At 50.1% G+C, this 20,377-nt stretch carries 23 protein-coding genes and 1 other annotated feature; of the genes, 2 read left to right on the top strand and 21 right to left on the bottom strand.

The window, feature by feature from the left end:
- Positions 1-134: 134 nt before the first annotated feature.
- The 3 genes from nadA to ITJ88_RS03435 are packed head-to-tail and all read right to left on the bottom strand — an operon-like array spanning position 135 to position 3,457.
- Positions 135-1,232, bottom strand: coding sequence for a quinolinate synthase NadA (gene nadA, locus ITJ88_RS03445; RefSeq protein WP_195864671.1), 1,098 nt, complete (start codon positions 1,230-1,232; stop codon positions 135-137).
- Complete coding sequence (gene nadC, locus ITJ88_RS03440) at positions 1,222-2,073, bottom strand: carboxylating nicotinate-nucleotide diphosphorylase (protein WP_370567754.1); 852 nt, start codon at positions 2,071-2,073, stop codon at positions 1,222-1,224. The genes nadA and nadC overlap by 11 nt, the downstream gene beginning before the upstream one ends.
- The gene (locus ITJ88_RS03435; RefSeq protein ID WP_195864670.1) at positions 1,988-3,457 is read right to left on the bottom strand and encodes an L-aspartate oxidase; all 1,470 of its coding nucleotides are present in this window, start codon (positions 3,455-3,457) and stop codon (positions 1,988-1,990) included. Before ITJ88_RS03435 ends, nadC begins: the two co-directional genes overlap by 86 nt.
- Before the next feature lie 97 nt (positions 3,458-3,554).
- Between ITJ88_RS03435 and ITJ88_RS03430 the strand changes: the two genes are divergently transcribed.
- Positions 3,555-4,637: a cysteine desulfurase family protein gene (locus ITJ88_RS03430; RefSeq protein WP_195864669.1), complete on the top strand. Its 1,083-nt coding sequence runs from the start codon at positions 3,555-3,557 to the stop codon at positions 4,635-4,637.
- Positions 4,638-4,661: 24 nt separating this feature from the next.
- A complete protein-coding gene (locus ITJ88_RS03425) occupies positions 4,662-5,204 on the top strand; it encodes a transcription repressor NadR (protein ID WP_058703836.1) in 543 nt (180 codons plus the stop codon).
- A 41-nt stretch (positions 5,205-5,245) separates the two neighbouring features.
- Here ITJ88_RS03425 and ITJ88_RS03420 read toward each other — a convergent pair whose 3' ends face one another.
- From ITJ88_RS03420 to ITJ88_RS03335, 18 genes are all read right to left on the bottom strand, one after another.
- Positions 5,246-6,520 (bottom strand): hemolysin family protein, encoded by a 1,275-nt coding sequence (locus ITJ88_RS03420; RefSeq protein WP_230088514.1) that lies wholly within the window; start codon positions 6,518-6,520, stop codon positions 5,246-5,248.
- Between the two features lie 53 nt (positions 6,521-6,573).
- Entirely contained in the window at positions 6,574-7,869 is a 1,296-nt protein-coding gene (gene obgE, locus ITJ88_RS03415) for a GTPase ObgE (RefSeq protein ID WP_195864667.1), read from the bottom strand.
- 15 nt (positions 7,870-7,884) lie between these two features.
- Positions 7,885-8,367: a Spo0B domain-containing protein gene (locus ITJ88_RS03410; RefSeq protein ID WP_069940869.1), complete on the bottom strand. Its 483-nt coding sequence runs from the start codon at positions 8,365-8,367 to the stop codon at positions 7,885-7,887.
- 68 nt (positions 8,368-8,435) lie between these two features.
- A complete protein-coding gene (gene rpmA / locus ITJ88_RS03405) occupies positions 8,436-8,714 on the bottom strand; it encodes a 50S ribosomal protein L27 (RefSeq protein ID WP_012370976.1) in 279 nt (92 codons plus the stop codon).
- Positions 8,715-8,728: 14 nt separating this feature from the next.
- A complete protein-coding gene (locus ITJ88_RS03400) occupies positions 8,729-9,067 on the bottom strand; it encodes a ribosomal-processing cysteine protease Prp (RefSeq protein ID WP_023468945.1) in 339 nt (112 codons plus the stop codon).
- A gap of 3 nt (positions 9,068-9,070) precedes the next feature.
- The gene (rplU, locus tag ITJ88_RS03395) at positions 9,071-9,379 is read right to left on the bottom strand and encodes a 50S ribosomal protein L21 (protein ID WP_012370978.1); all 309 of its coding nucleotides are present in this window, start codon (positions 9,377-9,379) and stop codon (positions 9,071-9,073) included.
- A gap of 15 nt (positions 9,380-9,394) precedes the next feature.
- Positions 9,395-9,464, bottom strand: a sequence feature (ribosomal protein L21 leader region).
- Positions 9,465-9,538: 74 nt separating this feature from the next.
- Positions 9,539-10,879 carry a ribonuclease E/G gene (locus tag ITJ88_RS03390; RefSeq protein ID WP_195864666.1) on the bottom strand — a complete coding sequence of 447 codons (1,341 nt, stop codon included), beginning with the start codon at positions 10,877-10,879 and terminating at the stop codon, positions 9,539-9,541.
- Positions 10,880-10,942: 63 nt separating this feature from the next.
- Positions 10,943-11,746 carry a septum site-determining protein MinD gene (gene minD / locus ITJ88_RS03385; protein WP_029342255.1) on the bottom strand — a complete coding sequence of 268 codons (804 nt, stop codon included), beginning with the start codon at positions 11,744-11,746 and terminating at the stop codon, positions 10,943-10,945.
- A 50-nt stretch (positions 11,747-11,796) separates the two neighbouring features.
- Complete coding sequence (locus ITJ88_RS03380) at positions 11,797-12,471, bottom strand: septum site-determining protein MinC (RefSeq protein ID WP_035406484.1); 675 nt, start codon at positions 12,469-12,471, stop codon at positions 11,797-11,799.
- Between the two features lie 3 nt (positions 12,472-12,474).
- Positions 12,475-12,978: a rod shape-determining protein MreD gene (gene mreD, locus ITJ88_RS03375; RefSeq protein ID WP_023468949.1), complete on the bottom strand. Its 504-nt coding sequence runs from the start codon at positions 12,976-12,978 to the stop codon at positions 12,475-12,477.
- Positions 12,971-13,855 (bottom strand): rod shape-determining protein MreC, encoded by an 885-nt coding sequence (gene mreC, locus ITJ88_RS03370; protein ID WP_195864665.1) that lies wholly within the window; start codon positions 13,853-13,855, stop codon positions 12,971-12,973. The genes mreD and mreC overlap by 8 nt, the downstream gene beginning before the upstream one ends.
- 14 nt (positions 13,856-13,869) lie before the next feature.
- Complete coding sequence (locus tag ITJ88_RS03365) at positions 13,870-14,904, bottom strand: rod shape-determining protein (RefSeq protein WP_029342258.1); 1,035 nt, start codon at positions 14,902-14,904, stop codon at positions 13,870-13,872.
- A 162-nt stretch (positions 14,905-15,066) separates the two neighbouring features.
- On the bottom strand, positions 15,067-15,699 hold the full coding sequence (gene radC, locus ITJ88_RS03360) for a RadC family protein (RefSeq protein WP_050677672.1): 633 nt from the start codon (positions 15,697-15,699) through the stop codon (positions 15,067-15,069).
- Between the two features lie 46 nt (positions 15,700-15,745).
- Entirely contained in the window at positions 15,746-16,321 is a 576-nt protein-coding gene (locus ITJ88_RS03355; protein WP_195864664.1) for a Maf family protein, read from the bottom strand.
- 107 nt (positions 16,322-16,428) lie between these two features.
- On the bottom strand, positions 16,429-17,151 hold the full coding sequence (locus ITJ88_RS03350; RefSeq protein ID WP_195864663.1) for a hypothetical protein: 723 nt from the start codon (positions 17,149-17,151) through the stop codon (positions 16,429-16,431).
- Positions 17,148-18,884, bottom strand: a complete 1,737-nt coding sequence (locus ITJ88_RS03345) for a type IV pilus biogenesis protein PilM (RefSeq protein ID WP_195864662.1) — start codon at positions 18,882-18,884, stop codon at positions 17,148-17,150. Before ITJ88_RS03345 ends, ITJ88_RS03350 begins: the two co-directional genes overlap by 4 nt.
- Before the next feature lie 18 nt (positions 18,885-18,902).
- On the bottom strand, positions 18,903-19,658 hold the full coding sequence (locus ITJ88_RS03340; protein WP_035406466.1) for a prepilin peptidase: 756 nt from the start codon (positions 19,656-19,658) through the stop codon (positions 18,903-18,905).
- Between the two features lie 62 nt (positions 19,659-19,720).
- On the bottom strand, positions 19,721-20,251 hold the full coding sequence (locus ITJ88_RS03335) for a type II secretion system protein (RefSeq protein WP_195864661.1): 531 nt from the start codon (positions 20,249-20,251) through the stop codon (positions 19,721-19,723).
- Positions 20,252-20,377: the final 126 nt, after the last annotated feature.

The following is a 20,377-nucleotide window of genomic DNA, read 5'->3' as shown; positions in this document are numbered from 1 at the left end:
CTCGTGTTATTGTAGCATACATCTTCGTTTGGCTTCAAAGCGTTCTTCAGCAAAAATCAATACATACGTTCGCTCTCTCAATCAGAAGACAAAAAAGCGTGATCGTTCGCACGACCACGCTCCCATCCTCTATTTTACGAACGCTCAAGCATCCGTTCGAGCGCCAACACGGCATGCTGCGTCGTCTCTTCGTCGACTTTAATGATGTTGACCGGCTCACCGGCTTCGACTTGTTCGAGCGCCCACGCCAAGTGCGGTAAGTCGATCCGGTTCATCGTCAGACACGGACACATGAACGGATTGAGCGACACGATATCGAGTTCTGGATGCGTCGTCGCAAGTCGATTGACGAGATTCATCTCTGTTCCGATCGCCCACTTCGTTCCGGGAGCAGCCTGTTCGATTTGTTGAATGATGTACGCCGTTGATCCGTTGAGATCTGACGCTGTCACGACTTCATGCGAACATTCCGGGTGGACGAGAATCTTTCGCTCCGGATCCGTCTTGCGGAACTGATCAATCTGACCGACCGTGAATTTCTCATGGACCGAGCAGTGTCCTTTCCACAAGATGACGCGGACGTCCTGGTCCTCCCCGTTAAAAACGAGTTCGTCCTTGATCGGATCCCAAATCGCCATCTGTTCTAACGGAATTCCGAGTGCGTGCGCCGTATTGCGACCGAGGTGTTGATCCGGCAGGAAGAATAAGATGTCGCGTTCAGCCAGCGCCCACTCGACCATCTGGACAGCGTTTGATGACGTCACCGTCGCCCCACCATGACGACCAACGAACGCTTTGATCGCTGCCGTCGAATTGACATACGTCAACGGTAAGATCGACTCCCCAAATCGTTCCGTTAAGATCGTAAAAGCACGCTCAGTTTGCGTATCGTTCGCCATATCCGCCATCGAACAACCAGCACGCATGTCAGGCAAAACGACCGTATGTGACGCATCGGTCAACATGTCTGCCGTCTCTGCCATGAAGTGGACACCGCAAAAGACTGTATATTCCGCTTCTGTCATCTGCTTCGCGACTTGCGCGAGCTGGAGCGAATCTCCCGTCGCATCCGCGAACTGGACGACTTCGTCTTTTTGATAGTGGTGGGCAGGTAAGAACAAACGACTGCCCATCCGTTCTTTGACCCCTTCGATGATCGCGATCAAGTCTGCTTCTGATTTCTGTAAGTACGACGCTGGAATCCCTTCGTGACGTAATAGATCAAATGACATCTTTTTTTCCTCCTTCGATTTTCATGCTGATATCAAGCGCTGTAGCTGAATGGGTGAGTGCCCCGAGTGAGATGACATCTGCTCCGCTCTCCGCGAAGTCTGATAACGTGTCTATCGTGATCCCGCCGGATAACTCGACCGTGATATGCGGTGGAATCAATTGCCGAAGCTGCTTGATTTCTGCTGGTGTCCGGTTATCGAGCATGATGATATCGACTTTGGCAGCCACTGCCTCGAGCACTTCCGCTTCCGTCTCGACTTCGACTTCAATTGGTGTCGTATGACCCGCGACACGTTTTGCTCGCGTCACCGCTTCTGTAATCGATCCCGCGACTGTGATGTGGTTGTCCTTGATCATGACGGCGTCATCGAGTCGTCCGCGATGACTATAGCCACCGCCGACGCGCACGGCGTGTTTTTCGAGCATTCGTAACCCTGGGGTTGTCTTTCGTGTATCCGTGATTCGGATTCGTCCTGCTGCTACCTCGACCGCTTGACGTGTCTTCGTCGCAATCCCGGATAAGCGTTGCACCAGATTCAAGGCGACCCGTTCACCACTTAAGATGTCCTGTAACGAACCAGACCACTCGGCAAGGAGTGTGCCTCGCGTGACGACCGTTCCTTCCGCCACATGAATTGTCACGTCGACTTGTAACAAATGCGCCATCTCCCGAATGATGTCGACTCCACAAAAAACACCGTCTTCCTTAGCTAGAAAACGACCAGTCCCGCGTTCTTGTCCCGTCAGACATCCTTCACTCGTGATATCCCACTGTCCGATGTCCTCGATTAAAAAGGCCTCCAGTTGTTGCCGTAACTGCCACTTGTTCAACGTTCTCATCCTCTCCTGTCAACCGACTTCGCGCCCCTTCAAGCAACAGACATGCCGTCACATACCGTAATCGATTTTCTTCTGCTTCCTGTCCGGATTCGTCTAATGTCCAGCGTTTTAACTTTTCTAAACTATCTTCTATTTGCTTCACATCCATTTCGACACCAATGACCTGCGATAGACGGTCTGTTACGGAACGAAGTGTTCCCGGACGTCGTTTCACTTGTTTTACTGAAAGTTCCGGTAACAACTTGAGCTGTTCTGCTACTGCTTTCCCCATGACGACACATTCAAGGAGCGAGTTCGACGCCAGACGATTTCGACCGTGTAGTCCAATCGATGCTGTCTCGCCGACCGCGTATAGTCCTTCGACATGCGTCTGCCCCGTTAGATCCGTTTCGATCCCGCCCATTAAGAAATGGATGCCTGGTGCAATTTCAACAAGATCCGGATTTATGTTCAGTTTTTCACATTTTTCGACAAACGTTGGAAACCGCTTTGTCCGGTCGACGACGTTTGACGTATCGAGATAGACCGGTTCACGCTTTCGCACCTCGTGGATTCGTTTTGCGACTTCATCTCGCGCTGCTAAATCTTGCATCGGATGATCCGCCATGATGCGGTCGCCATTTTTCGTTACAAGCGTTGCTCCCGCACCACGTAATGCTTCCGTGATCAAACCTTCCGAACGACCTGCATGAACGAGTACCGTCGGATGATGCTGGATATAACCGAGATCACGAATCGTCGCCCCCGCTTCAAAGGCGAGTGCAATCCCGTCTCCTTGAATCAAAGGGTCATTCGTCGACGCCGCGAATAATCCACCCACTCCACCGGTCGCAAGAATCGTCGCGCGCGCCACAATCTCGATCGGCTCCCCATGGCTATATCCAACTGCACCTACTACTTGCCCGTTGACTTGAATCAACTCTGTGATACGCGTCTGCTCAAGAATCGGAAATGGTACTCGCGGCATCAACGTCTCCATGATCCGTTTACCAGTCTCGTCCCCGCCAGAGTGATAAATCCGCGGCAAACGATGTGCTCCTTCACGACCGAGCAAAAACTCTCCCTCGGATTGATCGAATGGAACGCCTTGTCGTAACAAGAATTCCATCGCCTCCGTTCCCGATCGGGTGACGTAATCGACGACGGACGGATTGATACGCCCTTTTGCTGCTTGGCACGTATCTTCAAAATGACCACGATGATTGACTTCTGCATAAGCGGAAGCAATCCCACCTTGCGCTCGGACGGAATTCGTCTCAAACCGAGAACCTTTCGAGACGAGTAATGCGTCCATCCCTGTCGGAAGATGCAGGGCAACCGAAATTGCAGCAAGTCCTGTTCCGATGATCAATACATCCGTCTCAAGTCTTTTATGTAAAGACATATGTTTTACACCTCTATATCTAAATGTTTACTATTGACTTGACAATAAGTTTGGCATACTTTTAGCTGAGTGACAAGACGAAAGGACAGGATTTTTCATGATCTATCTCGATTACGCAGCGACGACTCCGCTGCATCCACAAGCACTCGATCATTATCAACAAGCCGCTCAGTCGTTCTACGGCAACAGTTCTTCTCTTCATGACATCGGTGGCAACGCTGAAGGTTTACTCGAACGAGCCCGTCAATATCTGATGCAACAATTGGCTCAACAAGAAGGAACTGTCATCTTTACAGGGAGCGGATCAGAAGCAAACTATATCGCTTTGACTCATCTGATGCGACAGAGTAACAAATCAGTTGTCTTGACACTTCGATGTGAACACGACTCGGTCTTGCTTCCACTTGCGCGCTGGGCACAAGAAACACGGCACCTTTCTTTATTACCGGACGGAACGTTCGATTGGGAACAATTCGTCGCAGCTTGTACGGATGAAATCGGTGTTGTCTCGATTCAACATGTCAATTCGGATACGGGTTTTCGTTTTCCGATCGAACGTATCGCAGCATACTGTCAATCGCGCGGGATTCTGTTTCATTGCGACGGGGTCCAAGGATTTTTAAAAGATGCAATCAACATCGACGCTTTTGATGCCTACACGATGAGTAGTCATAAAGTGTATGGACCAAAAGGATTAGGTGCCCTGTATTTGCGACGACCGCTCTTTAGTCCCTACTACGAAGGTCATCACGAATTCGGAATCCGCCCAGGCACAGTCGACGTTCCAGGAATTGCCGCGTTCATCGCTGCCTGTGAGGCGTCGCGATTAGAAAATCCAGGAATCCAAGCTTCAAGCCGTCGATTTCGTGGTATGCTAAAAAAAACATTGTCTTCGTCTCGTTACACGATGATTGAGTCGCCAACGCAACTCGCTTCCATCTGCGCCATCCATACGAAGCAACGGGACGGTCAATACGCGTTGCTCGCCTTGAATCGTGCTGGAATCGCGGTTTCCGCTGGTAGTGCCTGCCGGGCTGGAGAAAATGGTCCGAATGCGACATTACGTGCCATCGGCTTTGACGAATCAGCGGCTCATGGGTTGATTCGACTCAGTTTCGGAAGACACACGACGAACGAAGAAATCGAACAGTGCATCGATGTGTTGAACACAATTTCATGACACTGGAGAAAGGTAGGAGACATGATGGGGAAACGCATCTCCGGAGAAGAACGCCGGAAATCATTACTTCGTATGATTGAGGAAAGTGAGCAACCTGTCACAGGAACGGCACTGGCGAAACAAGCAGGTGTCAGTCGCCAAGTGATCGTGCAGGATTTATCATTGTTAAAGGCAAAAGGATATCCTGTCATCGCGACAGCTCGTGGCTATTTGATCAATGATCCGGAAGTCGACGGTTCAAAATTACGTCGCAAGATCGTTTGCCGTCACGGCATCGATCAGTTAAAGGATGAGTGTGACGCTATCGTTGATGAAGGGGTCGTCGTCCGCGATGTCATCATTGAACATCCCGTCTACGGCTTCATCACTGGAGAGTTGATGCTAAAAAGCCGTCGGGATGTCCGCGTATTAATCGAGCAACTAAAGGAGACGCAAGCCACTCCGCTCTCGAGCCTGACGGACGGAGTCCATATCCACACGCTTGAGGCGGATCATGAAGACGCACTGGAAGCCGCCATTGCGAAACTCGATCGTCTCGGAATTCTCGTTTCAGAGCTCGATGTCTGAACATACAAAAACCGCCTATTCCAAAGGAATAAGCGGTTTTTTTATCGTTCAATCGGTTCAAGTCGTGCCTCCGGCATCGTAGATGGCGGATCAAACGTTGCTAAGACTTTGCGGACACGTCGGTTTTCGATATGCAAGACGGTCAACGTGACACGTTCATAACGCATCGCCGTTCCGACGTCCGGTAATTGTCCGCTCTCCTCCATGATCCATCCCCCAAGTGACTGAGCGTCCGTGTCCGGCATCGTCAATTGAAATTGCTGACAGAAGTCTTCAATGTCATACTCTGCTAGACATTCGTATTGCTCTGGACCAATCCGTTTCGTATATTCCAATGATTCATCGTGTTCATCCCAAATCTCCCCGACGATTTCTTCTAAAATATCCTCAAGGGTGATCAGACCTGCCGTCCCTCCGAACTCATCCAGAACGACTGCCATGTGGGACTGTTTGACTTTGAGTTCCGGTAATAAATCCATCAATCGTGTCTGTGGTACGACGAACGATACCGGTCGAATCCATTCTCGGATATCAACGGAGCCGTTCTTCACGTATGCACGCAGAAAGTCCCGTTCCGATAATACACCGATGACGTGATCAATCGAATCCTTATAGACCGGTAGACGAGAATAGCCACCCTTCTGGACCTCTGCAAGGATGTCTTCAAGCCGCGCATCAATATCGATCGCTTGAATGTCCATGCGAGGCGTCAGTGCATCCTCGACCGTCGCATGTTGAAAATCAACTGCTTGATGAACAAGTTCCGCCTCTGCAAGCCCCATGATCCCCTCTTCCTGACTGATATCAACAAGTGCCTTGAGTTCCTGTTCGGTCACGAGCGGCCCTTTCGGATCCGCTCCAATCAACCGTAGCGCCAACTGGCGTAAGCGGAGTAACAGGAAGACAAGTGGTCGAAAGCACAGTAAGAAAAAGCGCAGTGGACGTCCGATCAATAACACGTAACGTTCCGTATGTTCACGGGCATACGACTTCGGTATCAATTCTCCGAACAACAGCAACAGGAAAAACAGCGCAAGAAAGGCAACGGTTTGTGTTGCGATCGTCTCGACGAACTGGATGATCCACCAGCCACCAAATAAGATAAAGGCGACGTTGACGATCGTATTCCCAATCAAGATCGACGTCAGTGTCTCTTCGTAACGTTGAAGTAAGCGGAACACACGGGACGCACGCGCGTCCCCTGCTTCCGATTGATGCAACAACCGCAACCGGTTGACACTCGCGAGTGCCGTCTCGGCTGAGGAAAAGAACGCGGATAAGACGAGAATCGGAATTAACCAAACGATTGAAATCATGGGCAATGGGTCCACGATGCTTTCACACTCCGTTTCCTAATGGAATGAACCGCTTAGAATGATGACTCGACGAATTCGAACTCGAAATCACGGATACGAACGACATCGCCGTCGATTGCACCAAGACGACGTAACTCTTCGTCGACACCCATTTGACGCAGTGTCCGAGCGAAACGTTTAATCGATTCTTCACGCATGAAGTTTGTCATCGTGAAGAGTTTTTCGATGCGTGGTCCTTTGATGACGAAGCAATCGTCTTCATCTTTCGTGATCGTAAAGCCGGCTTCTGGTGCTTCATAACCGTAGACGACACGTGGTGTCGCTGTTTTCTCTTCGAGTTCCTCAAGACCGAATTCTGGTGTTGCATCGACGAGGTCAGCGATTCGGAATAACAGATCACGTAACCCTTGGCGTGTTGCTGCTGAAATTTCGAATACTTCAAGCTCTGGGAAAGCTTCCTTAAAGGCTTCAAGATGTTCTGCTGCATCCGGCATGTCCATCTTGTTCGCGACGACGACTTGCGGACGTTCTGTCAAACGCAGGTTATAGTCCGCGAGTTCTTTATTGATGATGTTGTAGTCTTCGATTGGATCGCGACCTTCCATCCCGCTCATGTCGATGACGTGGACGATGACTTTCGTCCGCTCGACGTGACGGAGGAACTGGTGACCGAGTCCGACACCTTCACTTGCACCTTCGATCAATCCTGGCAAGTCAGCCATGACGAAGCTACGGCTATCTTCCGTTTCGACGACACCGATGTTCGGTGTGATCGTCGTGAAGTGATACGCACCGATTTTTGGACGTGCTGCTGAAACGACGGATAATATCGTTGATTTTCCGACACTCGGGAAACCGACGAGACCAACGTCTGCTAGCATCTTCAGCTCAAGTTTCAAGTACTTCTCTTCTCCTGGCTCACCGTTTTCCGCGTGCTCAGGTGCTGGGTTGGCTGGTGTCGCAAAACGTGTATTCCCACGTCCGCCACGTCCACCTTTTGCGACGATTGCTTGTTGTCCGTGATGGACGAGGTCAGCGATGACTGCATTCGTATCGTCATCGTAGACGACCGTGCCCGGTGGAACCTTGACGATTAGGTGCTCGGCTTTACGACCGTGCATCCCTTTTGACATACCGTTTTCACCTTGAACCGCTTTAAAGTGACGTTTGTAACGGAAGTCCATCAATGTCCGAAGCCCTTCGTCGACTTCTAGGACGACGTGAGCCCCGTGACCACCGTCACCGCCGGCAGGACCGCCGTCCGGAACGTATTTCTCACGACGGAACGCTACTTGCCCACGTCCTCCGTCACCTGCTTTTACATAAATATTTACCTGATCGACAAACATGTCGGATCCCTCCTCTTACTTCTCTTCCTCAAACGGAAGACTTTCAATCTCAATCACACACTCATTTTCCGTCTGCGACTCGATTTCCATCGGCGTCACTAGATCCTCAAGGCGCGACATATCTAGTAGATCCCGATAGATCTCGATGGTCACGCCCTCGTGGAAGGTCACGGATACTTCTCCTACTCCTACATCAATCATGGCGATGGCTGCTTCGACGAGTTGCTTCAACCGCTCATCTTCCATGTGGGGTGCTCCGATGACATCATACGTCACAGTTTTGCCTGACCATTCAGCTTGCAGTAACGCCAGTGCAGTTTTCGGCAATCCGATTCGCGCTAGACGCCCTTCCCGTGATGCTTGATCCCGGTATGCCGAACAGATCGACTCGACTGCTTGTTCGTCTCCGATCGCGCCATACGAACGGACGAGTTGTATCCGGTTCAACCACTCGTGACGAAGAGTCTTTAAAAGATCAAGTACCTGCTGTTCCTCCATCGGTCGTTCCCTCCTAAAAAAAACAGACCCTAACCCTCGAAAGTGGCTAGAGTCTGCTTCGTCGATCCTTATGCTGGGTAAACGCTGACTTGTTTCTTGTCGCGTCCGAGACGTTCGAAACGAACGACACCAGTTGCAGTTGCGAAAAGTGTATCATCGCCACCACGTCCGACGTTCATACCTGGGTGAATCTTCGTACCGCGTTGACGGTAGAGGATTGAACCAGCAGAAACAGTTTGACCGTCTGCACGTTTCGCCCCAAGGCGTTTCGATTGCGAGTCACGACCGTTCTTTGTCGAACCTACCCCTTTTTTCGATGCGAAGAACTGAAGATTAAGTTTCAACATGTGGAATCCACCTCCTATACTTGTTCAAGTTGGATAAACTCACCGTAACTTTCAGCGATGGTACCAAGTTGGACCAAAGTCGCTTCCAGTAACAATTGGGTGCGCTCACTGACATCCGGTGCTAAGTCAGCGTACGGTTCTACATAAAAGTAGCCACCCTCTTGTTGTTCTGCCATTTCAAGGAGCAGGACCTGCCCGAGTAATGCTTCTATGGCATTGTATGCCCCGAAGATCACCGACGAGACGCCGGCACAGACAAGGTCGAGACCTGGTTCTGCGAACTCGGCATGTCCTGTCACTTCGATGGAGCGGACGAGTTCCGCTTCATCTCGTCGAATCTTGACACGTATCATGGCTTACGCTTCGATTTTCTCGATGCGGACCTTCGTGTAAGGTTGACGGTGACCTTGCTTACGACGGTAGTTCTTTTTCGCTTTCATTTTGAAGACAGTGATCTTTTTCGCGCGAGCGTGTTTGATGACCGTTGCTACGACCTTCGCACCTTCTACGAGTGGAGCGCCGACTTTAACATCGTCACCACCAAGGATCAATACTTCACCAAATTCAACTGTGCTGTCGACGTCTGCGTTTAATTTCTCAACGTAGATTTCTTGGCCAGCTTCGACTTTGACTTGTTTACCACCAGTTTTGATAATTGCGTACATTACGTGCACCTCCTCTTAGGAACTCAGACTCGCCATCACGGGCAGCGGATGCTTTAAAACCCGGTCTGTGCGGTTGTAGTCATTTGGGTGCTTCCAAACGAACTAACGTTATTCAGAATACCAAACGTTCTTCTACCTTGTCAATGCTGTTCTGAAGGATTATTCCGATCGCTTGATGAAATCGAGACAGTCCTGTGACGCCCCCGTGAACAGGACCGCTGGATCGCCTTCGAGCACATGGACTTCGAGCGGTTGACGAGAGATGAATTCGTCCTGCAACAGATGCCGTGGTGCGCGAATCACGACCGCTTCCGCATAGGTCGCGATCTCAAGTAACTTCGGTTCAATCAAGCGATAGACACTCAATCGCGTCCACTGTCCGGATTCCTGCGAGCGCTCCTGTAGCGATTTCCCGTGACGTTGGCGTGTCAGTTCGCATAAGCCCATCTTCGTAAACCCATAAACTTCGATTTGTTTCGTCTCGAGCGCCGCCCGTTCTTTGAGGAGTTGCGTCACCCGCGTCTGCCCTTTACTAGAGCCACGGAGGAAATCGATCGCAATCATGCCACTGATGTTGCGCAACCGTAATTGGCGCATGACTTCGACAGCAGCCGCTTCATTGATTTGATCAAACGTCCGCTTTTGTTCTTTGACCGAAATCGTCTTCCCACTGTTGACGTCAATGACAGTCATCGTCTCAACCTCTTCAATCAAGAGATACGCACCCCCGTCAAGCCAGACGACCCGTTGCATCGCTTTCTCGATGGCGCCATCGATTGCTTCCATCTCAGGTAAGCGTCCTTTTCGTAGCGACCGTTCGACGGACAGGCCGAGCAGCTCGAGCCGTTCCTTTTCCTGACGCGTCATGACGAGTGCTTCCATGACGTGCGGAAGACGTTTCGCTTCCTGGACGATCAGTGCCTCGTCTTGTTCAAGACGCGGTGCCTGCATGAGTTCTTTATGTCGTGTCCGTAATGATTGCAATTCTTGCTTCAATTCGTCGATTGATGCTTTTGCTGCCTCCGTCCGGTAGAGAATCCCCTCTTCGTCCGTCGTCGTCAGTTGCTCCGCCAGTTGACGCTGGACGACGAGATCCAGCTTTCGACTGAAACGGATGCGTCGGCCGTACGGGAAATAGACGAGATAACGTCCACCATAGGTGATGTTCTGCGTCACTTTGTGTTGTTTCGGTGCAACGCCCTCTTTGACGACCTGGACGAGTAACGTCTGTCCGACCTGGACGGCTTGTCCGATCGTCGGTACGTCCGGATAGCGACGAAGTGCTTCCACCGTCTCATTTAGCGGTAAGTAAAGTGGTGTGCCGTCAGTCGCAATCAAAAAGGCTGCTCCGAGCGTCGGATGCAACCGGTCGACCTTGGCATAGACAAAAGTGCCAACCCGAATCTCGTCGCGCATCCGCTCATGATATTCAATTAATCGACCACCCTCGACCAATGCCAATCGTTCAAGCGAAGCGGTCTGTTCACTAATCCATCGCATACTGATCCCTCCAAAAAAATTAGACTAGGCGCGACGATGTCGTCCTAGTCTAATTTCCCATTCTTATTTCATCCCAAGCATCTTCTTCAATTTGACGAAGAACCCTTTTTGCGGTTGTTCATTTAAATCAAGCAGTGGTACAGATTCGCCGAGAATTCGGCGAGCGATGTTACGGTAGCCGAGTCCAGCCCGGTTATCCGGATTCATCGTCACAGGCACACCACGGTGGGAAGCGGCGATGACTTCTTCATCATCGATGATCAGACCAAGCAGATCGATCGAAAGAATACGCATGATCTCATCGATGTCGAGCATATCGCCAGATGCCATCATGTGTGAACGCACCCGGTTGATGACGAGTTTCGGAACGATGTTTCGTTCTGAGCGCTCGAGCATCCCGATGATCCGGTCCGCATCTTGAACGGCTGCTTTTTCCGGTGTCGTCACGACGACGGCTTCATCGGCACCGGCGATCGCATTCATGAAGCCTTGTTCGATTCCTGCAGGGCAATCGATCAAGACGAAGTCGTATTCGAGTTTCAGTGTATCGATGATTGCCTTCACCTGTTCGGGTGTGACGGAGGACTTATCCTTTGATTGAGCAGCAGGCAACAGATACATCTCTTCAAAACGTTTATCGCGGACGAGCGCTTGGTGCAACTTACATTGCCCTGTCACGACGTCAACGATGTTATAGATACTCCGGTTATCAAGACCTAGCACGATATCCAGATTACGTAACCCGATATCCGTATCAACGAGGCAAACGGAATGTCCCATCAATGCAAGTGCTGTTCCGATGTTTGCAGTCGTCGTTGTCTTTCCGACGCCACCTTTACCGGATGTGACGACGATGGCGCGTCCCATGTTCGTCTTCGCCTCCATATGTACCTGTTCTTTCACTTGTTCCATATCCGTCACCCTCTTTCACTATCAATCGCAAACTGATCCATCCGCGCGAGCGGAACGGTTTGAAGGCGGGAGAATTCCACCCCGTCTTCGCCTAAAAATGCACAACCCATATCGAGAGCAGGAATCGGTGCGTCGTCCGGTTCTTCGTGGACGGTGCCAGCGACTGCGACCCATTTCGGTTGCAATACACTCGCAGCGATGACGGCTTCCGTATTGCCACCTTTACCTGCATGAACGGTACCACGTAAAGCACCGAGACAATAGATACTTCCTGTCGCATGGACGACCGCCCCCGGATTGATATCTCCGATGATGACGATCGAGCCTTCGACGTCTAATACGTGCCCACTGCGTGCCGTTCCACCGAAGTAATGAAACGTTCGCTCTCCGTACAAGGCTTTTGCCTCGTCCTTCGTGATGCACTCACTATCATAGCCTTTGAAAGAGAAGGAATCATGTCGCGCGACGATAGATTCGACGGCCGTCAACACCCCTTCATCGACATAACGTCGACCGAAGAAGAAGGTGATTGGTACGGCGCGTCCGTTCTCGACGGATTTGTCCGCAAGCGTCAACTCTAAATCGTCAAGAAATTCATCCACACTGCACCTTTCATTCACATAGACGGCGAGGCCACCACGATGACCTTTCATCGTTACATAACGTTTACGCTCAATCATGACTCATCCTCTTTTCTCGTCAAGGGTCGACTGCACGAGTCGGGTCATCGGATAATACAGGATGATGATACCGATCAGCTGCGCAACCAGACTCCTTGGAATGATCTGTGTCGCGAGTTCCTGGAAGGAGACTCCGACACCTACGACCGAAGCCGTGAAGAAATATATATCGAGCTCATACAAAATGGCACTGAACGTGAACGTGACAAGAATCGTCAATACGTTCTCCTTTACATATTTTAGCACGAAGCTACTAAAAAGCGGAATGGCGGATAACGCAAATAAGTAAATGCCGATGATATCGGAGTACACGAAATCATACAGCAATCCGAAAACAAGTCCGAACCCGAGTGCCTGTTCAAGTTTCCCGTACCGACCGAGGAACATCAAGCCGATCAATGTCGCATGGATGACGTACGGTGAACCGTCTCCGAGTGGTCCTGCGAACAACGTTCCTTCTAAGATAAAAAGAAGGAACACGGCGAAAAACAACTTAACGTTATTCACGAGTGTCCCCTCCCTTATCGGTCTCAGCGAAAGGTTCCTTCGCTTCGCGCTCAATCACGAAGACATGACCGAACTGTTCGAAGTCTGCTGCCGGTTTGACGTATGCGATTTTCGAAGCCCCATACTGATCGGCTTTCACTTCCTCGATTTTTCCGATGACGATTCCGCTCGGATACTTTCCACCGAGACCGGACGTCGTGACGGTCTGCCCTTTTTTCAGCTTCGCATCATTCGGAATTTTCGTGAACTTGAGTAATTTCGTCTCTTCATCAAAGCCTTCGATCGTACCGAAGACTCCTTTTCCTTTCGTGTCATCTGCCGTTGCCGAGACGTTATTCGTCCGACTTGTATCTGACATCAACTGCACGAGGGATGTATAAGCACTCGCCTGGATGACGCGACCGATCAGTCCATCTGCTGTTACGACGGCCATGTTCGGTTTGACTCCTTTTTGTTCGCCGATGTTAATCGTAACAAATCGTTGCCATTCGGACGATGTCCGACCGATCATCTCTGCCGGTAACAATTTGTAGTCGCGAATCGATCCGTTCAGGTCGAGCATATCTTTCAATTCTTTATTCTCACGTTCAAGATCACGGACTTTGACGGCATTGCCGGCATAGTCACTTAAACGCGATTTCAAGTGTTCGTTCTCTTTGTACACGTCACGCACTTCTTTAATCGAAGTGACCGTATCATCAATCCAGCCAATCGGTGTCGCGAAAAGGCGTTGACCGACGCCCACGGTATCACGCACAAAGCTTTGATACCAGTGGGATTGGTTACGCCCTTGTAGCGAAATCCCGATCAAGATCACCAAAAGGAGAAAACTAAGGAGTGTGATGAGCAGTTTTCGATTATTTAAAAATCGCTTCATCGCTCATCCCGTCCTTATCTTTTTTGCGAGATGCCTGATTTCGAACGAAGAACATTCATCATCTCGAGTGATTTTCCTGTACCGATTGCGACACAATCGAGTGCATTTTCTGCAACGAGTGTCAAAATACGTGTTTCGTCTTCGATGACAGCGTCGAGGTTCTTCAAGAGTGCCCCACCACCTGTCAAGACGATTCCGCGGTCCATGACGTCTGCTGATAATTCAGGAGGCGTCTGCTCAAGCGTGTGTTTGACACCTGCAAGAATCGCTTCGACCGTATCCGAGAGTGCATCACAAATTTCCGCACTTGTGACTTCGATCTGTTTCGGAAGACCTGTGACAAGGTCACGTCCACGGATTTCCATCGTTTCGTTCTCTGACTCTTCATCGATGCGAGCGTAACCGATCGTCATTTTCAACGTCTCAGCTGTCCGCTCCCCGATCATCAAGTTGTATTTCGATTTGATGTAACGAATGATCGACTCATCCATCTCATCACCACCGACACGGATCGATTGGCTCGTGACGATACCACCGAGTGAGATGACAGCAACTTCTGTCGTACCACCACCAATATCAACGACCATCGAGCCTGTTGGTTCTGAAACCGGAAGACCAGCACCGATTGCTGCTGCGAATGGTTCTTCGATCGTGTACGCTTCACGCGCACCTGCAAGTTTCGCTGCATCTTCGACCGCACGTTTTTCGACCGATGTGATACCACTTGGTACACAGATCATGACGTTCGTCTTAGAAGAGAACAAGCCTTTTTTCTTCGAAGCTTGATCCATGAAATATTTGATCATCGTAGCGGTTGTTTCATAATCCGCGATAACCCCGTCTTTCATCGGGCGTCGTGCAGTCACGTTACCCGGCGTACGACCGATCATGTTTTTTGCCGCGTTACCGACAGCTTCAATTTTCCCTGTATCCGTACGGAAGGCGACGACGGACGGTTCGCGGACGACGATTCCTTGCCCCTTTACATACACAAGCGTGTTAGCCGTACCTAAGTCAATGCCGATTTCACGGCTGAATGATCCAAACATTATTCAAAAAACCCCTCTCTGAGAATACACTTCACTAATTATAACGGAAAAGCCTTCATTGGAAAGCGTTAAAACGTTACAGCTTGTTTACAGTTCGCCTTAGAAAACACACAAAAAAACGTCTGACGGAAAGAATCGAAGCTTTCCCTTCAGACGTTATTCTTACATAAATCCGCGCTGTTTCATACTAATAAATTGTCCATGCCCGATGATGATGTGGTCAAGACAACTGATTCCAATGAGTCGTCCCGCCTCAACGAGTCGCTCTGATACCTCGATATCTTCCCGACTTGGCGTCGGGTCACCGGACGGATGATTGTGGACGGCGATGAAGTTCGCAGCCGAGCAGCGAATCGCTTCCCGGAAGACGTCTCGCGGGTGGACGATCGACGTGTTCAATCCTCCGATGAATAACGTCTTTTTCGAGACGACCTCATTTTTCGTATTCAAATACAGACAGATGAAGTGTTCCTGCTGATAGAGACGCATCTCTTCTAACAACAGTTCCGCTGCGTCTTCCGGTGAACGGATCGTCGGCCGCACCCATTTCGGTTCCGTGACGAGACGCCGACCGAGTTCTAGTCCAGCCATGATTTGTAGTGCCTTCGCCTTCCCGACCCCAGGTGCTTTTTCGAGTCCACCGACTCCCGCCGCCTCGAGTTCGATCAACGAAGGATAGATGTGCAGTAATTCTTCCGCGATTTCAAGCGGTGTCCGGTCGCGCGTGCCACTTCGGACGAGACATGCCAGTAACTCGACTGTCGTCGCTTGTGCCAAGCCTTTTAACTGAACCATATCCTTCGGCCATTCAATCACAGCATCCGACCTCTCTGTTTCAGGATTACGCAAACATCGGCTTGATTTCAAAGGATGCGAGACGTTTTGTGATCTCGTGGATCGGCAGTCCGACGACATTATAGTAATCGCCCTCGATCGCCTCGACGAACAGACCACCCATCGCTTGGATGCCATAGCCACCCGCTTTATCATAGGGCTCGTTCGTCGCGATATAGCCTTCCATCCACTCGTCTGGCAATGCACCAAAACGGACGTACGTCGTCACGTCGAATGTCTCTTCCTTCTCCCCAAAGCGAATCGTCACACCTGTCACGACTTCATGATCACGTCCTGACAGACGAGCGAGCATCGCCCGCGCTTCAGAAATATCCGCCGGCTTCTCAAGAATCATGTCATCGATCGCGACGACCGTATCGGCAGCCAGAATGACACCATCTGCTGTAATCGCTCGCGCTTTCTTTTGCGACAGATGACGAACGTATTCATGCGGTGACATCGGGTACGGCGCTTCTTCGACGACGTTCGCCGGTACGACTTCATGAGGAATCCCGATTTGTTGTAGGAGTTCCGTCCGGCGCGGTGAAGCCGACGCGAGAATCAAGTGTGGTTGCGTTATCATCAGTATCACGTTCTTTCCCGTTAATTTCGAATCGGATAATTCGAGTCATCGTTTAGTCTAACAAAAAACAAGCGGTCCCTAACAGTCTAGGAACCACTTGTTTTATCTTAATTTCCTGTCACATCGACAAACGGATCCGACTTCGGTGTCTTCTCCTCGAGTGGTGTTTGTTTATCCGGCGTCAACTTCGTCAAATCCGGACGATAATACGATTCGATCTCGACGGTGAACGAGAGCATCTCATCCTCAAGTAAGACCGTTCCACTGCCTGGACCCGGTTCTTCCGGTCCTGACAACTGGATTTGGCGTAAGACCGTGATCCGATCCGTCCGTTCGATTTGCTTCAGGAATGCCATTAATTCAACATACGACGGGGCTTCGACTGTTAGTGATGCCGGAAGCGGTGTTGCATTCGCAGTGACCGGTGCTGCGGCAGTTGGTTCAGCCTGATCTGATTCCGTCGCCATCGCTCCGTCAACTGCAGGCGTTGATGTCACCGGTGACTGCGGTGCTGTCTCTGTCGCCTGACCAAACGTGATCGACTGGACTTTGACACCGGCAATCTGACTCGACGCATTAATCGCATCGATGACGTCATCGTTTGACGCCGTCACTGGAACTTTTTGCTGCAAGAAGCTTGATTCAGCGACGTCGACTTTCTGTTCGTTCGCTTTCGCTTGCTCGAGTACCATCTGTTCTCGCTTCAACGTCGCTTCTTTTTCTTGAAGCGTTTGATGCGTCGTATAGGTCGTATAACCGAAGTAACCGACCGCACCGAGGACGATCAAGATCGTTAGACCGAGGAGGATGAAGCTACTATAACGTTTCAATTGTCCGGCACCTCCTCGATTTCAGTCGTTACATTTGGATCAGTCGTCTCCGTCGTATCGGTCTCAGGAGTCGCTTCCGTCGAGCCATCCGTTTCCGATTCAGACGGCTGATCTTCTTTTGGTACTTCCGGATCAGCCTCGTTCGTCTCACCTTTGACGACTTCTGTCGGGTTGACGTTTAACGAGAATTGTCCGATATAACGGGGTTCTTCTGATTTGGCATCGTCAGACGGTGTAATTTCCGTCGTCGGGACTTCTTGTCCGGTCGTCGGATCAACCGTCGTTGTCGTGACGACGTCTGCCTTTTCATTCATCGTTCGTGTCGTCACGCTCGCAAGATTCGTTCCTGAGAAGACTTTATCCGTCAACAGCTCGCGATAAAAATCGTTCAGTTCATCGAGCGTCTCGAATTGTGTCGTCATCGTCACCGCATGATCTGCCCCATAGGCGAATTGAAGAATGTAACCGCGTTCCGGGAGATAACGGGTAATCCGCTCAAGTGTTGGTACAGCAGGACGAGGCGTCGTTTCGAGTCCTTCGACTGTCTGTTTGAGTTGTGCGACTTCTTGTTTCGCTGATTGATCCGATTCCGACTGCAACTGACGGACGATCTGGATTTGATCGTTCGTCGATTCGACTCGGTCCGCGAATTGATCGGTTTGCCAGTAGAGATAACCACCGGCGAGTCCCCCGAACAATAAGAGAATCAATGAAGCGACGAGTGGATACTTCGGTGCTTCATCGTTTTCCGGTAACAAGTTGATGCGGTCTTTTCGTGGTGAAGCAAGACCAGCAAGCGGTAAGTAGGCCCGTGGAATTGACTGTCCGTCGATCGTCATCATGTCAGGAATCTCATCAAGGCTTAAATCAAAGTTCGACCGGAATCGCGTCGCCAGTTCATCTCGGAACGGGAAGTCGCCGGCAAGGACGACGTTCGTGATCTCCCGTCCTTCGCGCGCGAGCGAAAAACGATAGAAATCGAGCACACGTGAGAACTCGAGTAACATCTCGTCTAAAACGAGTTCGACCGTAGGATCATCCGAACGGTAACGGTAATGCAGTTGATCGTCGATGACATCAACATCCCACGCGTCAGCTGCAAACGTATCAACGGAGCGAATCAAACGCGGCACATGATCTTCGATGATGATCAGCTGATGGTTCGTTGCATTCGCATTCCAGATCAATAACGTATCGGCTTCCGTTGCGACCGGATGATGAGCTTCAATCCCGAAGTAGGTCGCAAGCGGCTGTGGTTCAGCTGCAACTAGTCGTAGGTGTTTTTGTTTGAACAGTTGCGTATATTGCTTCAGTGCCTCGTTTGGCGCGGCATAGAGCATGATTTCTCGTTTCCCGTCTTCTTCCAGAACCGTGTAATCAAAATACGGTTCTTCAAACGGTAAGACGATGCTATGTCCGATTTCCATGAACAAGTAGCCACGGATTTGATTCGTCTCGATCGTTTCCGGAATATCGAGTTTCCGGGCGAGGACGAGTGACCCGTCAAGCGCCAACACGGCTTGCGAGCCACGCGGTACTTTCAGTTTCGTCAGTAGTCCGTCAAAGATGAAATCAAGCGAAGCTTCCGGCTGTAACCAGCCTCCTTGTAGTGTTCCCGGCGGCAGCGCGACGACTGCCCGGCGTTTAATGACGCCTTTTTTGACGACTGCACCGAAAATTGCGACATCGGTGAAATTAAAGTAGATATAAGTACCTTTACGCCGTTGCGCCATATGTACGTTCTTCCTTTCTTAAAGCAGTAAATCGAGGTACCACGACACCCAATCATCCGCAAAATAATATGTCAGTAATGTCCCGACGGCAATCGACGGAACGAAGGGAATTGGTTGTTTCCGTTTCACGCGTCCGAGTCCCAGTAACGTTAAGCCAAGAACGGAACCAACGAATGCCGAGACGAACAAAGCAATGACGACGTGAAGCGGTCCGAGGAAGATTCCGAGCAGTCCGAACAGCTTGACATCCCCTGCCCCCATACCACGCCGGGAAGCAAGAAAGATGACGAACAATAGAACGAACCCGACGATTCCACCAATAATTGGATTATACCAGTTTTCGAGTGGAGAAAGGTAGCGCACAATCAAGGCAATCGGCAAAAAGATGAGTAAAATTTTATTCGGGATCAGCATGTAAGCTAAGTCCGACATCGTCAGGATGAACAGCAAGCTCGTCAGGACGAGTGTCAACGCGAGTTCCATCGACCAACCGAACTGCCAGAAGGCATAGGCGTAAAGAATTCCTCCGAGTAGTTCAAGCGCTGGATACTTGATTGAGATCGACTGTCCGCAAGAGCGACACTTCCCACCGAGCACAGCATAGCCGAGCACTGGCGTCAGTTCGAGCGGTCCAAGAACATGTCCACACGTCGGACAATGGGAGCGCGGATGAACGATCGACTCCCCGACCGGGACGCGCAGACCGACGACGTTCGTAAACGACGTGATGAGTAAGCCTAACAAGAAAAAATAAACCGTGAAGACGATTGTCATGTCACGACCTCCCTTTCAAAAAAGTTCAGAAAAAAACCCCCGAGGAGGGGGAATGAGACTTTTTAATTAGTTGTAGTAGTTGCTTTAGATACATTACTTCGTTTCAAATAATCTGGAGCAGCATTGTTAAAGTATACTTTTTCACCTTCTAAGAAGACTGTATAAGTATATTTACCACCGTTTTCAACGATTTTGACGTATGCATTTTTATATGTAGCATCGTCATCCATCGGATCTTTTAAAGAATCAACAAATTTATCTAATGATGCTAACTTATTAGTAGCGTTAGTTCCTGTTGTCGCTGGTGTATCTGCAATATCATTAGAACCTTTTCTTAATCCAACTTCGATTGTCTCACCAGAAGCAATCGGATTTTGTGAAGCATATAATTTTGCTGCACTGATAAGTTGTTTTGCATTTGATACTTGCGCATCCTTACGTGAGTTCTCGATCAATCCACCGATTGCGACGACAGCGATTGCTGCAATGATTCCTAAGATAACGACGACGACGAGTAACTCGATCAACGTCAGTCCGCGCTCATCGCGCATTTGTTTTGCATCTAACCAGATTTCTTTTAACCGTTCTACCATTTCATTATGCCTCCCTAGTACTTTTTGACTGTTCTTGGCTAGTAGGTAATACTATCCAGACGAATACTATTATAGTAGCACCATATTTTTTGTAGATTATGTCTTTTTTTCACAACAGGTAAATGT

The organism is Exiguobacterium abrahamii (assembly GCF_015645365.1).
Classification (GTDB): domain Bacteria; phylum Bacillota; class Bacilli; order Exiguobacteriales; family Exiguobacteriaceae; genus Exiguobacterium_A; species Exiguobacterium_A abrahamii.
The sequence above is the reverse complement of the archived record's forward strand: the minus strand, read 5'-3'. Positions and strand labels throughout refer to the sequence as shown.